Origin of the sequence: Sphingobacterium chuzhouense, assembly GCF_014692525.1 — a bacterium.
Lineage (GTDB): Bacteria > Bacteroidota > Bacteroidia > Sphingobacteriales > Sphingobacteriaceae > Sphingobacterium > Sphingobacterium chuzhouense.
Genome location: NZ_JACNYL010000005.1, coordinates 224759 through 239192, shown reverse-complemented (window position 1 = coordinate 239192; position 14434 = coordinate 224759). Strand labels below are relative to the sequence as shown.

Annotated in this window: 11 protein-coding genes; 7 read left to right on the top strand and 4 right to left on the bottom strand. The window is 41.9% G+C overall.

From position 1 onward, the window contains the following. Positions 1-87: 87 nt before the first annotated feature. The 4 genes from H8B21_RS18700 to H8B21_RS18685 form a co-directional block, all read right to left on the bottom strand. Positions 88-792, bottom strand: a complete 705-nt coding sequence (locus tag H8B21_RS18700; RefSeq protein ID WP_190315366.1) for a hypothetical protein — start codon at positions 790-792, stop codon at positions 88-90. 182 nt (positions 793-974) lie between these two features. Further along, entirely contained in the window at positions 975-1589 is a 615-nt protein-coding gene (locus H8B21_RS18695) for a fibronectin type III domain-containing protein (RefSeq protein ID WP_190315365.1), read from the bottom strand. A 636-nt stretch (positions 1590-2225) separates the two neighbouring features. Then, complete coding sequence (locus tag H8B21_RS18690; protein ID WP_190315364.1) at positions 2226-3206, bottom strand: helix-turn-helix domain-containing protein; 981 nt, start codon at positions 3204-3206, stop codon at positions 2226-2228. 18 nt (positions 3207-3224) lie between these two features. Next, entirely contained in the window at positions 3225-4127 is a 903-nt protein-coding gene (locus H8B21_RS18685; RefSeq protein ID WP_190315363.1) for a hypothetical protein, read from the bottom strand. A 330-nt stretch (positions 4128-4457) separates the two neighbouring features. Here H8B21_RS18685 and H8B21_RS18680 point away from each other — a divergent pair, with 330 nt between their 5' ends. The 7 genes from H8B21_RS18680 (at position 4458) to H8B21_RS18650 (ending at position 14396) form a co-directional block, all read left to right on the top strand. Beyond that, the gene (locus tag H8B21_RS18680) at positions 4458-5066 is read left to right on the top strand and encodes an RNA polymerase sigma factor (RefSeq protein WP_190315362.1); all 609 of its coding nucleotides are present in this window, start codon (positions 4458-4460) and stop codon (positions 5064-5066) included. Positions 5067-5109: 43 nt separating this feature from the next. Continuing rightward, a complete protein-coding gene (locus H8B21_RS18675) occupies positions 5110-6165 on the top strand; it encodes a FecR family protein (protein WP_190315361.1) in 1056 nt (351 codons plus the stop codon). A 196-nt stretch (positions 6166-6361) separates the two neighbouring features. Continuing rightward, positions 6362-9565: a SusC/RagA family TonB-linked outer membrane protein gene (locus tag H8B21_RS18670; RefSeq protein WP_223815142.1), complete on the top strand. Its 3204-nt coding sequence runs from the start codon at positions 6362-6364 to the stop codon at positions 9563-9565. 14 nt (positions 9566-9579) lie between these two features. Continuing rightward, on the top strand, positions 9580-11217 hold the full coding sequence (locus H8B21_RS18665) for a RagB/SusD family nutrient uptake outer membrane protein (RefSeq protein ID WP_190315360.1): 1638 nt from the start codon (positions 9580-9582) through the stop codon (positions 11215-11217). A 19-nt stretch (positions 11218-11236) separates the two neighbouring features. Next, the gene (locus H8B21_RS18660) at positions 11237-12472 is read left to right on the top strand and encodes a metallophosphoesterase family protein (protein ID WP_190315359.1); all 1236 of its coding nucleotides are present in this window, start codon (positions 11237-11239) and stop codon (positions 12470-12472) included. A 72-nt stretch (positions 12473-12544) separates the two neighbouring features. Next, complete coding sequence (locus tag H8B21_RS18655) at positions 12545-13147, top strand: RNA polymerase sigma factor (protein WP_190315358.1); 603 nt, start codon at positions 12545-12547, stop codon at positions 13145-13147. A gap of 79 nt (positions 13148-13226) precedes the next feature. Continuing rightward, positions 13227-14396 carry a FecR family protein gene (locus tag H8B21_RS18650; RefSeq protein ID WP_190315357.1) on the top strand — a complete coding sequence of 390 codons (1170 nt, stop codon included), beginning with the start codon at positions 13227-13229 and terminating at the stop codon, positions 14394-14396. Positions 14397-14434 lie beyond the last annotated feature (38 nt).

The window sequence follows — 14434 nt, the reverse complement described above, 5'->3', positions numbered from 1 at the left end:
CGCATCGTAGGCATTTACAAAGTTGGAAGGGATTTTTACTTTTATGTTCACCGAAAGGAATGTTTTTTAGTGAGTATGTCTACACCGCTATTTTTTATCCAACGGATAATGCTTATTAACATATTGCTGCACACGCAACGCCCTTTGGTAAACCGCTTCGGACTCATGATGCACACGGCTGTATTGTTCAGAGACCTCCTCACCATAATCAAAATATTCCTGTTGGAGTTTGCGTGTATCACCGAGTACGCCGAAAAATTCCTGCTGGTCGCGATCCAATGAGATGATATCGACGGAAACATCATCGTAACGGCGGAAAACCTGGTGGATCAATTCATCACCCTTGTCGTCCTGCCTGTCAAACCATGACTCGTTTTCATAAATATAGTCTGCCCAGTCGTCGAACCACTGCATTTCCTCCACAACCAACCGATGTAACGCGCGAAGATCTTCGTTATGGCTGTCCACCGCGGTGTAGAAATCCGCTATATCGATCGAAAACCGTTCTCCCATATCGGGGAGTTCCACGTTTTCTGCGAGCTTAAAGGCCGCTTCCAGAAAAATCAGTTGCTGTTTTATAAGTGAAAGTCGGTGTTCGAGTTCGATTGTTTTCAAATCAATCTCCAAAAAACTGTCTTTATGATACATCAGATCCTGTTTCGTCTCCCATGTCTGGTCATGCATGCGGTAATAGGCTTCCAGTGCCTTTACCTCGAAATCTAGCGCTTTCTTTTTTAGGTCAAATCGAAGTATAATAGGGCGTAGGGGATGTTCTTTTACGATCTCTTTCATTTTATTACAATATACAGTTATTTTTATGGAAAATGGCTGCCGTTATTCCAATCTCGTGATGAAGATCAGAAATAACGGCGCCTTTCTTTGAGTTTATGATGCTTCTGCATGTTGTTTTCTTACTTCTATTACGTTAGAAGTTCATTTATTAATCTTGGAAAATGTTCTTCTGCAGAACGGTCTTAAACCACGTAGCTGGATACTACATTGCTGTAGTTCGGTTCGGAGTTGATGCCCATATAGGTGGCACGGAATTCGTACTCCTCAAACATCTCGAGGCCTTCCAGCGTGCAGGTAGACCTGGTGCTGAACTGCGTTTGCCATTCTGTTTCGCCTTTTTTGCGCGCTTCAAACCGGTACATACGTGCTCCTTTCCAGCGGTCTATCTTCAATTTGATGCGCCGGGAACCGACCTGTTGCGGTTCGGCAACCAGGTTCGTAGCCTTCGGTGCCGGGCCGTCGTAGGATTGGACGTCTTTAGGAAGCGCAAAGCCCGAAGCCAAGATGAGGTTTACGTCCTTGTTGGCAATCGTGTCCACATATTTCGCCAACTCGGTAAGCAAGTATTCCAGGCGCTTTCTTTTGTCTTGCCGAATCCGGATTGCGCGGCGGTCGCGATAGGCAGCTTCCGTAGCCGATAGCCGGAAGTCGGTGAGCGCTGCTTCCATCGTGTCCAGTCCCGGTACAGGTTCCGGATAGGTCGCTGTCGCGGCTCTCATGTTGGTGATAATTTGTTCTACATACTGCATCAGATTGTCATCTTTCAATCTTTGCGATTGTGTTGTGGGTTTACTCATTTTTTTACTTTTTTAAAAATTATACATTGTTATTTAACTTGTTGCAACGATACAAACATACGACATGAGTTTGGCGCCGATATGGTAAAATCCTGCCAAAATTGGGGGTACCCCGAAAAACTTTTGGCAGGATTTTACCATATAGAACGAGTTCTTGTATGTTGGTTTATGACAAAAAAACGTTGTTTAAAATATGCTGAGTGCTGTTTTTTAGGAATAAATATAGAAATATGACAAAAGTATAAACGCATTCTCTTTTTGAAAAAGAGCACGCTTTTTTTTAGCAAGAATGCGACAGCGCAAAAAAAGAATGCACTTTTTTTGCACTATAGCGATACCATTTCTTTTGATATCGGTACATCGGCATTTTTTACCGTTTCTTTTTCTTTTGGGAAGGCTATGATGTGGCAAAGTATCGAACATATTTTGCAGGAGATCGATCATGTGCGATTTTATAGCAGTATAATACGGGATTATGTCGATACCGCACAAAATAGTATTGATCTTTTTTTGCGGGGTATCCGTCTAATTCTGCTTAGGATGTATATGAAAAGAAAAAATATTGCTCTTTTTTTCGAATGTATTGCTCATATACGGCAAAAGATGGCTACAATCTTGCGGAAGAGCCATCATTTTTTATAAAGCTCCACGCTTTTTCTTCTTTTTCGACTTGCGGTACATCTCCCGTTCTTTGGTAGGGGAATGGCCGAAGCATTGTACGAATTGTTTGTAGAAATAGTGTGCCGTGGAAAAATTTAACTGAAAAGCGATGATGTCTATAGAGTCATCTGTTTCACGGAGTAATTCCCGACCTTTATGTAATCGGATGGTCTGTATGGCTTTATGGACGGTCATGTGTTTGTCTTGGAAGGCTCGATATAGCTTGCGCGAACTGACATGTATACGTTCAGCGATGGTGTCAATGTTAATATCCTCATCCATATAGTGCTCGGTAATGTACTCGATGGCTTCATGATAGATTACAATATCTTCTTTGTGAAGCGAACGGACTTTATCATGCAGATCTTGATGATATACATCTGTGAGTTGACAAAAATGATCCTGAATTTTGCCATGTAGCGAGTAAGGGGTATCCGCAAATTGCCGCATTTTTTTGAAGATTTGTTTGATACGGTAGCCGATGTTTATCCTGGAAAAGTAGGGCTGGGCTGCGGTAGTTGGCTTTTTGAGCAAAGGCCATTCGGATGTAAAGGCTTTTGCGTTGTCGATATTCAAACCCAGCAGCACCATCCAGACCCTTCCGGTCTTGATACCTATTCTCTGTGGCCGGCTCATGCCGTAAAAACCCCGATATCCATCAATGGATAATGCGGTGTGTTGTGCTTTGTCTCGTTGAGAGTGCCCGGCAAACTGAAAAAGCAACCAAAAACAGTCTGGTTGCGCCGGAAGCTCTATATGCCAGTCTGATTCAAACGTTCCTTTGACTTCCATGACATACATATCTTTCTGCTGCCTGGAAGCAACATACTGTTTCTTCTCGCAAAGAATAAAATCGTCCGCTGTCAGAAAATTAAGATGCAGCCCCGGAGGGCTACTGTCGCCCGCTACGTCAGATTTAGGTAATGAAATACGAATGCTATCATTGGTCTGTGTCATGGCAAGGCAATTGATTGGTTACCCCTTTTCCTCCAGCTTTTTGTATAATGCGAAATATTCTTCTTGCGTCGGCGGATAGCCTTGGGGCCAGTCACCATAAACATCGAAATAAGCGATAACCGCTTCGGAGGGTAGCTCCCTCGCTGCGTTATTGAAAACCTCGTCGATGTCGGGATCACTGGTTATGCCTAACTGATAGTGTTCCCTATTTTTATAATTAGGGATCTTCTTTGATGTTTCATTAGGCTCGTTCAAATGATTCTCTATAACTTCCAGAAGTTCGTAATCAATATATACCAACGAATATTCCGTTTTTTGGAATGCCCCTATCAAAATTTTCATAAGCGGGAGCCATTTAACCTTACGGATCAACATTCGTTTGTACCCATAAATTCTTGGGAACTGTGTATAAGACCGTCCCTCAAATATTCCTAAGTCACGGGCAACAATGGTAGCAGCATTGCTAGCCACTTCAGGATGTACTTCTAACCATTCTTCGGAATCTTTGGATTGAAAATAAAGGCAACGGGATAAAAAAAAGAGCGTTTCTGCGAATAAAGAAGCCAATTCCAATTCAGGGCTGTACGGTCTCTTTTCATAACTTGTTGTAATAGGATCAATAGTGTTTAACACTTCCCAGATTTCTTGATCAATTGGGTTTTCTGATAGAACGCCTGTTTTTCGGACGCGGGAGTCTGTTCCGTGCTGCAGGTCAAAGTTATGGTCTATAACCTTGTAATAGAGTTTCTCAAAGAAATGTTCTCTTGCGTTTAAATGGAATAACGCATGATAGGCACTTTTTTCCCATCCTTCTGGTGTTAACTCTCCGATCAGTTCAGGTAAGATTTTAAAGAGATCGGTGAATACATTGATCATTGCTTTTCTAGGGAAATGTTGGTGGTTGTTGAGCAAATTTGTCATAATGGTTTTACTTTGATGTTTCTCAAATTTAAGAAAAAATGAGTGTAAACCAAATTTGCTTTTAATGGAGCTGGGGATGTTAACACAGAATCGGATAGGTGATCGCTACTGTTTAAACAATCGATTGCTTAGAACTTCTTTTTGCACACCTCGTTTATATTCTGTAATATTGATATTACATAACGTAATATAATAGAAAAGTACTATTACTGTCAGTGATATAATTCCATGACAAAGCCTAATAAATAGTTTATGTTTTATTAATGAACAAATAACGACGGGATGTTAGCTTTGCTAATTCAACAAACGACCATAAGCATATCATGAAGTATGGAACACTATCGGCAAGATGATGAGCTATTGTGGCGAAGATTTCAACGTGGAGATGTCGAAGCCTTTACCCAAATTGTAGATAAGTATAGCGACGTTCTGTACGACTATGGCGTACGATTCTCAAAAGACAGCGAACTTATAAAGGACTGTATCCAAGATATTTTCTATGTGTTGTGGAATAGGAAAGAAAATTTGAGCGAAGTGAGATCGGTCAAATTCTATTTGATGAAATCCCTAAGACAGAAAGTCATTCGGGAAATACCGAAATGGGCACAGTCCACGCCACTGGAACAAATCTACGACGAAACAAATTTCCAGCTTAACATTGAGATTGAACAGGAGTCTCCTATTTCTCCCGAAGCACAGCAAAAATTCTTATCCTATATTGCTTCCTTGGCACCACGCCAAAAAGAGCTACTTTATCTTCGATTTTATCAAGGATTAAAACAGGATAAAATAGCCGAGCTCATGCAATTAAACAGGCAGTCGGTATACAACCTGCAACGCAGTGCTTTATCTGCATTGCGGAAAGTTGTGGATTATGAAGCCGTAGTCGCGTTGATGTACAGTATAATTTTTTTACTTTTTTTAAATATGTATGAGTAGATTTCTTTAATACCTGCCTCTTTATAATAAAAGAGTCCATGTAATGAAGAAATATGCGGCATATTTAATAGAAGATTTCCTTATTGATGATGATTTCGTTAACTGGGTTTTATTTCCGGATATAGATTCCAACCGCTATTGGGAAAATGTAATGACGACCAATCCTAAGGTCGTTCCTCTTATCGAACAGGCCCGTGACATCTTGCTAAGGATACAGATAAAACCCCATTCCAAAATGCCGGCAGGAATGAAAGCTGATCTGATGGCCAATATAAAACAGTATACCCGGCATACGGAGGTACTGCTAACAAAGAATCGTTTTGCAAATTACAAATTGGCCGCATGGACGGTTGCTGCTTCCCTGTTGATCACTATCGGAGCATTTCTATATTTCCAATTCGGAGAACAACAGCAAGACATGTATTTGATTACAGAAAATGTAAAAGAAAATGTAAATAAGAAAAAAATTACCAATACCGCTACGATACCGTTAGTTGTGCTGTTGCCGGACAATTCTACTATCGTACTCGATCCGCAGGGTTCTATTGTGTATGATGAGCAGGGCTTTTTGAAAGACAGAGTGGTTCATTTGACGGGAGAAGCCTTCTTCGAAGTCGAACGTATGCCACAAATGCCCTTTATCGTGCGTACCGAACATTTGGAAACGAAAGTTTTAGGAACGAGTTTCCGTGTCAGTGCCAACCGGCAAAATTCGGCTCACAGAGTGACAGTCAATACGGGGTTGGTTGAAGTTAAAAGTGGCAATGAGACTTTACGTGTCTCCGCAAATCAAGAAGCAATATATGAAGTAAATAAGAACGAACTGATCCAAGAAGCTATGCGTGAACAAGCTCCATTGTCTAAGGAGATCGTGGACGAATTGTTTACGTTTCAGGAAAGCCCACTGGAGATTGTATTGGACGCTTTAGCTGATCAATATAATATAGCCATTGAAATTCCGGAGGAGGGGTTGGCACAACGCACCATAACATTGTCTTTGGGTGATTTGCACCTGTATGAAAAGTTGGCATTAATCTGTAAGGCGGTGGAAGCAAAATATCAATTGGTGGATGGCCGCATCATTATTCTATCAAACTAAAAAATAGCGTATGGGAATATAGAGACAAGGAAGAGAAAAATATCAGCGATGTCTGGAACATCGCTGACAAAAATACATCTCATACATCCGAAAAATTGGTCGTTCGACGGATGTTGAGAACAAAAAATCTGTTAAATCTTAATCATAAAATCTAACATCCTAATGTATGAAAAATAATTCAACTCTGTTAATCCTTATGAAAATAGGAACATTGCAACTCTTTTTTTTACTGATGGTTATGGGAACAGCCTTTGCGAATAACACCATCGCACAAGGTGTACTAACGAAGAAAGCACCTTTAATAAAATCTACCCAGACCATGAGTAACCAACTTAAAGCATTGGAAAAAGCTTTTGGGGTCACATTCGTATATAGTCCGGAGCTGATCGGTGCGAACCAAGCAACCGTTATACCTGCTTCAAAAGAATATGTGCTGTCAGATGCACTCAAAGCACTTTTTGAACCTTTAGGTATCGGTTATGAAGTTTACGACCATAACATTGTACTCAATAGAGCGGCAAAAAATAAGGCACCTACCCGACAGCAGCGTACAATAACGGGAAAAGTTACAGATTCGGACAACCATCCCCTTGTTGGTGTGTCTATCCAGGAAGTTGATGGGCAAGGAAGGACGTCAACGGATGATAAAGGTGAGTTTTCGTTGGCGTTACAACCGGGGAACAGCCAAATCCAGTGTAGTTATGTAGGTTATATCACCCGTGAAATCTCAGTTGAAGACACCTATATGACGATTGTGATGGTACCTTCGATTGCTGATTTAGAAGAAGTAGTTGTCGTGGGGTATAGCAGTCAGAAAAAGGAAAATATTACCGGATCCGTTGCGATTATAAGCAGTGACGAGCTGACCGATGTAGCGTCACCGAATGTGAGCAATATGTTGCAAGGGAAAGTTGCCGGTTTAGATGTGAGTGCTGGAACGGGTCAACCGGGGCAATTACCTACGATCCGTATTCGGGGCGTAAGCTCTATCCGCTCTTCCCGTGATCCTATTTGGGTAGTCGACGGGGTTATTCAGCACGATACTCCCCGTTTAAATCCACAAGATGTAGAGTCGATTTCCGTTTTGAAAGATGCCTCTTCGGCAGCTTTATATGGTTCACGTGGCGCAAATGGCGTGGTCGTCGTGACCACCCGTCGAGCAAAAGGTGACGGGCAAACAACCATTAGCTTCAGCAGTAAAACAGGCGCTTCGGATTTCAATACTGGCGGCTTTAAAGTGATGGATGGACCGGAGTTATATGATTTTTGGTCGACGTTCGGTAACCAGAGTGGTATACCTTCTTGGTATAATGAAGACCTACTCCAAACAAACACCGATTGGCAAAAACTGGGGACACAGACCGGTATAATCCAAGATTATAACCTTTCTTTGAATGGCAATTCGGGCAAAACCAGTGTATTTACGGGTTTCAACTATTTTAAAGAATCCGGTTCGGTAAAAGGAATGACGTTTGAGCGGTTTGCCGGACGCCTGAACCTAGATTATAAGATTTCCGATAAACTCACGGTGAGCCCTAAATTATCTATGACCTACAGTACGACGGATGATCGGGAGCATAGTTTGTATGACATGTTTACATATCTGCCGTGGGATAAGCCATACGATGAATCGGGCAGCCCAATTAATGCGCAAGCGCCGGGATCAGGTTGGAGAGGAAGAGATTTGACCAACTATTTATACGATTTGCAATGGAATTACAGTAAGGAGAATGTATTTAACATTATGGCCAATCTGGATGCATCTTATGAAATACTGCCGTCGTTAACATTTAAGACAACCAATAACATCACCTACTATGTAGCGGACGGTATGGACTATGTCGATCCTCGATCTATCGCCGGCTTATCGGATCAAGGGCGCTTGGAAAATGCCAATGCGTATCGAACAACCCGTTTTACGAATCAGATGCTTACGTATAAAAAGTCTTTTGATGAGCACATGATTGACGCTTTAGTGGCTTATGAGTATAACGACTATGCTTACAAGAATAATGTAGGTATTGGTAAGGGTATTGTGCCGGGCATCACGGTACCTGATGGTGCATCGGAACCTTTGTCCTTGGAAGGTACGACCAATGATTATGCTTTCCAATCGGTATTGATGAACGTTAACTATAGCTATGCAGACCGCTATATTATGCAGGCGTCATTCCGGCGGGATGGGTCTTCCCGCTTCGGAACGAATACGAAGTATGGTAATTTCTTTTCAGTAAGTGGTGCATGGAACATACATAAAGAGTCCTTTTTTAATGTCGAAGCGATTGATTTTCTACGTATAAAGGCTGCTTATGGAGGTGTGGGTAATACGCCAGAAACGCTGTATCCGCAATATGAATTGTTCTCGGTCAACGAGCAATACAACGGTGATCCTACAGCGTTCCCGTCTCAGCTGGGGAATAGGGATTTGACTTGGGAAAAAACATATTCTGCCAATATAGGCGTGGAAACCAGTCTCTATAACCGCGTGCAATTGACGTTGGAAGCCTACAACCGTCAGACTTCCGGATTGCTGCATTTTGTTCCATTGCCCTATATCTCTGGCTACGACGGTTATTGGGACAATATAGGTAGTGTGCGCAACCGAGGTATTGAGCTCACTGTGGATGCAGATGTCATCCAATCAGCAGATTTCCAATGGAATTTAGGTTTTAATATCGGTTTTAATCGGAATAAAATTACGGAACTTTACGGGGGCTCCCGGCAGATCGATGATAAACAAGTCTACGAAGAAGGATATGATATTAATACCTGGTTCTTACGTAAATGGGCTGGCGTGAACCCGGAGGATGGCACTCCACAATGGGAAATAGAAAATGCACAGACGGGTGAAACTTCCATTACCGGCAACTACGCGGCAGCTACTTTACAGCATGCTGGAACTTCGACCCCGGATTATTTCGGAGGACTCAATACGACGTTTAAATATAAAAATATCCATTTATCCGCAAACTTTGCTTTTACACAGGGACTACTGGTCTATAATAGCGGTCGCGAGCTGTTTGATAGTGATGGCGCCTACGCCACCTATAACCAGATGAAATTAAGAGATGGATGGTCACGTTGGAGCCCGGAGAATCCCAATGCGACGCACCCGCGAGCATTTTATGGAGGTAACAACCGATCAAATGGAGTATCCTCCCGCTATTTGGAAGACGGCTCTTATATCCGGTTGCGTAACCTAAATCTGGGGTATTCTTTCCGAGGTGGTTGGTTAGATAAAGTGCGAATTAAAAACCTCAATACCAGTATATCGGTTGATAATTTGTTCACAATCACAGACTATTCCGGTTTAGATCCAGAAGCAGCGGCAATAGGAAGCACAACTTCGCCTTACCCGCTCCCAAGAAGAATAATGTTTGGTCTTGATTTTCAATTTTAAACGGATAATGAACTATGAAACTATATAATATTATCTATCTCGTTCTATTGCTTAGCCTTGTGGCCTGCAATATTGATAAAAAACCTTATGATTCGCTCACTCCGGACGACCTGAACGCTTCTCCGGCAAGTTTAGAATCTGCCACACTGGGGAATTATGCTCGTCTCAAAACAATGACATTGGGTTGGCATCGGGTACAGGAATTTCCCGGAGATAATGTTTCGCTTAGCGGTGTGACATCATCCCATTTGATCTATTTGTACAATTATCAGCGTATACCGACCAACTCTTTTGCAAATTCATTTTGGCAGAATTCTTATAAAGTTATTGTTGCAGGTAACAAAATCATAGAATCTGTAGAAGAGGGACAATCGGAAGAAATAGATCAACTAATTGGTGAAAACTACTATTTACGCGCCATGCTGCATTTTACCTTATGCAACATTTTTGGGAAGCCGTATACACATGGTACAGATAATCTAGGCGTACCTATTAAGGTTGATGCCGACCCACAAAATCACCCTACGCGTGCTACAGTGGCAGAAGTGTATCGCCAGGTGATTGCCGATCTGGAGAAAGCGGAGCAGTTAATGACGATCTACAAATCAAACGTATATGCTTCCAAGGAAGCGGTATGGGCGCTGTTATCGCGCGTTTATCTTTATATGGACAATCTGGAGAAAACCATTGAATATGCCGATAAGGTAATTGAGTCTCCTCGGTTCTCTTTATTGCCAACCAGCCAATTAGGAGACTATCCTACCATAAAGCCCGAAAGCAATCCCGAAACCATCTTGGCGCTTAAATTCATACCCAATCAAGATTTACTTTCCAACGGCTGGAGTAATATAGGCTCTATCTATTCCACAATTGATGGTGTAGGCTATGGCGAGATGTATGCATCACGCTCTTACTTAGAATTGGTACGCCGCTATCCACAGGATCAGCGTAATCTATTTATCCAACCGGCTTATTTAAATAATAATCGATTGTATGCTGTTTATGTAAATAATGCATCCGAGTATGTCAAAGTAGCTGTTCAGGCATCTGGCGATACATATCGATATACAGATTCGCAAGGAAATACGCATCTCCTGGAACGTGAAATGACATCGAGTGGTTATCCAGCATATTTTATTCGACTCTCTGCCAATGATCGTCGCAAAGTGTTTGTAGAATCTGAAATAGACGAACGTAACGGTTATCCAAAATACTTTATTGTTAAATGTTCACGGCAGGAAGGTCAAGCGCAGCTATGGTCGCCCATTATCTCGCGCTTAGCAGAAATCTACCTTAACCGCGCTGAAGCCTATGCTAAACTCAATCGAAACCAGGAAGCGTTGGACGACTTAAATTTTATTAGAAGCCGTGCGGGCATACCTGCAACAGGGCTTTATGACATGAATAATCTCCCGGAAGGACAAACGCTGCTAGAGGTTATCTTGGATGAACGCCGACTTGAATTGGCATGGGAAGGACATCGTAAACTGGATGTTTTCCGTAACAAATTGGATATGGATAGAAACTACCCGGGCATTCATTTGGTAGGAAATGATGTAATTAGCGATATTTCCTGGCAAGATAATCACATCGTGGAATATATCCCGGAGTCCCAGATATTAGTACATGAAGGACTACAGCAAAATCCGTAGTATTCAAAAAACGATAGTTATGAATAATCAACACAATCAACATTTACATCATATGAACAACAGAAGAAATTTTCTAAAACAGGTATCCTTACTTTCTGTAGGGGCTTTTACAACCAATATAGCTGCACCGGTTTTTGCAAATGCAAATCGTAGGCAGAAATCTACTATGGAGGATAGCCTTACCGTCCCTCCTTATTTGCAGAACCTCACGGCGACTTCCGTATATGTCATGTTTATCACCGCAGTGAAATCATACAGTTGGATAGAATATGAGGGGTCAGATGGTACTGTGCAAAAAGCGCACATGGAAGACGACGGGTTGTATGATGCATACGTAAAGCTGAACAAAATTTATATTCCGGATCTACAACCGGGTAGAGCCTATCGTTATAGGGTCTGCTCGAAGCCCATCACGTTGTTTGAACCCTATAAGTTGGAATATGGTGAAGAGGTACGGACGGCATGGTTTACTTTTAATACGCCCGCTGCGGACGCCAAGGAAGTTTCTTGCGTTGTGCTGAATGATATACACGACAGTCCGGAAGCTTTTGGTAAATTGCTTTCGTTGGTAAAAGATAGACCGTATGAATTTGTCGCGTTGAATGGAGATACGTTTAATTATCAGACCGACGAACAACAAATTATAGACCATCTTTTATTGCCTTGTACAAATGTTTTTGCCAGTCAGAAGCCGTTTTTGATGATACGCGGTAACCACGAGACGCGCGGTAAGTTCCGTCGTGAGTTCAAAAATTATTTTGCGCTTCCTAACGATAAATACCATTTCAGTTTTGAGCAAGGGCCTGTCTTTTGGGTCGTATTGGATACAGGCGAAGATAAACCCGACGACCATCCAGTTTATGCGGGAATTGTCGATTTTGACGGGCTACGCGAACGTCAGGCAAAATGGTTGGCAGAAGTGGTAGAGACAAAAGCATATAAAGAAGCAAAATACCGCGTCGTTCTGATGCATATCCCTCCTTATCATAGTGGCGACTGGCACGGACCTATGCACTGTCAAAAGTTATTTTCACCGATCTTTGAAGCCAATAATGTTGATTTGGTAGTGTCTGGCCATACACACCGATACGGTGTACATCCACCCGATACCGACCATAGTTATCCTATTTTAATTGGTGGTGGTTCAAAAGACGGTAGCAGAACAATCATGCATATTGCAGCTAATGCACAACAGCTCCATGTAGACATGATCCGAGATGATGGCGAGAAGGTAGGAGAATACACCGTTTCTTAGAGTACCTTTATTTCCAGTTGCATATTAACAAAATATTAACTTTATTTATATTGTATTTTGGTTCGCTACAATATGAAAGAAGAAGGATATTTTGATGAGGCGAAGCTTTTGGAGGAAATGAGGCAGGATAGTGTTGCAGCGTTTAACCAATTGTATGGTAGATATGCGCCGATTCTGTACCAACGCTTGTTGCGGTTGCTCAAGAATCCCGAAAGTGTTGAAGAAATTTTACAAGATGTATTCTTAAAAATATGGAATAAACGGGAAGAGATTATACCCGAAAAGGGCTTTAAAACGTTTATCTACCGCATGGCTGATAATATGGCGATTGATCTGTTTCGTAAGATTGGTCGTGATAAAGCACTGCAATTGGAGCTTTGGGCAGCCTCCGTCAGCTTTTATTTACATACCGAAGAGCAAGTGTTCGATAAAGAAAAGGCACGCATTATACAAGAAGCCATTCAGAGCCTTCCACCAAAACGGAGAGAAATACTGATCCAATGCAAGCTCGAAGATAAAAGTTATAAAGAAGTGGCGGAAATGATGGGAATTTCTGTCTCTACTGTCAGCAACCAATTAGTTTCTGCTATGAAAGATATCAGAGAATATATCGTGAAAAACTACCGTGAAGATTATCTCATCAGCCTTATTTTTATAGCCGTGTTGGCTTTTTGAAAAAAAAGTCACTATCCAATAGTGTGTTTTGTCCAGTCGTTCGTATAGGATATAAAATAAGCGATAAACCTGACGATTGATGGCTTCGGACAAAAATGATAAAACCTATACGCTTTTACGCGCTTTTATAAATGACCAACTGGAAAGATCACAGCTGGAAGAACTATTTGCTTTAATCGAGGAAGCGGATGAAGAGCAATTGCATATAGCAATCCGTAGTATTCTGGATGAAGAGCAAACACCGGAAAACCTTGATTTTATACACGAACGTGTAGAACTCCTCCAAGAAGATATTCTGGCTAAAATTAACCCACCCCAATCGTCTCCGTCAAAAAGAAAACTTTCCTCCTTACAGATAGCAATTGGAATAGCAGCCATGTTAACCATTGTTTTCACGATTACCTATTTATGGCAGTTTGGTAATGAACATTCCGGAACAGATCAAAGTATTGCGTCGACTATTATGCCGGGTGGTAACAGGGCAACAATCACGGTAAATGGACAAGATTTTGAACTGGATACTGATCAAGGGGAATTGGTGCTAGGAGCAGATAGTCTTTTTTATGGCGATGGGCAATTATTAACAACTACTGGTGTTCAGCAATCTGTTCAGGTGAAAACGCCTCTAGGTGGACAGTACCAACTTATGTTGGCGGACGGTTCGCAAGTATGGCTGAATGCCGGAAGTGAGTTGACATATAATACCGGATTCGGAACAGATAACCGTGCCTTACGTTTAGAAGGGGAAGCTTATTTTGACGTGGTCAAAAATCCCGATCTTCCCTTTACCGTGGAAATCAATGGGCAGCAAGTAGAGGTGTTGGGGACAGCTTTTAACATCAACGCATATGCCGAAGAACCTATGGTGAAGACAACGCTCCAACGTGGATCGTTAGCGGTAGCCAATAATGATCAAAAGTTGATATTAAAGCCCAATCAACAGGCCATCTTGGATAAGGATGCAAAGAAAATAGCGACGCGCGACGTCAATGCCGCCAGTATTGTCGCTTGGAAGGACGGCATATTCGATTTCCACGGTATGGATGTGGAAGAATCTATGCGCGTTATCGCGCGATGGTATCAGCTGGATATCGTATACAAAGAAAAAATTCCTTCCGTCCTTTTAGGTGGTAAAATGAGTAGAGGGGTACGGCTTTCGACTTTTCTTGAATTTCTGGAAGCGAATTTCGATATCCATGGCGAAGTGACTGCCGACCGAAAATTGATAATCACAAGAAAGAGTAAATAAACAACTTAATATAATAAAATGATAAAGTTAACCCGGCG

Bases quoted from the DNA above. Each gene is read 5' to 3' on its own strand.
- H8B21_RS18700 (WP_190315366.1), bottom strand. From the start codon at position 792: ATGAAAGAGATCGTAAAAGAACATCCCCTACGCCCTATTATACTTCGA.
- H8B21_RS18695 (WP_190315365.1), bottom strand. From the start codon at position 1,589: ATGAGTAAACCCACAACACAATCGCAAAGATTGAAAGATGACAATCTG.
- H8B21_RS18690 (WP_190315364.1), bottom strand. From the start codon at position 3,206: ATGACACAGACCAATGATAGCATTCGTATTTCATTACCTAAATCTGAC.
- H8B21_RS18685 (WP_190315363.1), bottom strand. From the start codon at position 4,127: ATGACAAATTTGCTCAACAACCACCAACATTTCCCTAGAAAAGCAATG.
- H8B21_RS18680 (WP_190315362.1), top strand. From the start codon at position 4,458: ATGGAACACTATCGGCAAGATGATGAGCTATTGTGGCGAAGATTTCAA.
- H8B21_RS18675 (WP_190315361.1), top strand. From the start codon at position 5,110: ATGAAGAAATATGCGGCATATTTAATAGAAGATTTCCTTATTGATGAT.
- H8B21_RS18670 (WP_223815142.1), top strand. From the start codon at position 6,362: ATGAAAATAGGAACATTGCAACTCTTTTTTTTACTGATGGTTATGGGA.
- H8B21_RS18665 (WP_190315360.1), top strand. From the start codon at position 9,580: ATGAAACTATATAATATTATCTATCTCGTTCTATTGCTTAGCCTTGTG.
- H8B21_RS18660 (WP_190315359.1), top strand. From the start codon at position 11,237: ATGAATAATCAACACAATCAACATTTACATCATATGAACAACAGAAGA.
- H8B21_RS18655 (WP_190315358.1), top strand. From the start codon at position 12,545: ATGAAAGAAGAAGGATATTTTGATGAGGCGAAGCTTTTGGAGGAAATG.
- H8B21_RS18650 (WP_190315357.1), top strand. From the start codon at position 13,227: ATGGCTTCGGACAAAAATGATAAAACCTATACGCTTTTACGCGCTTTT.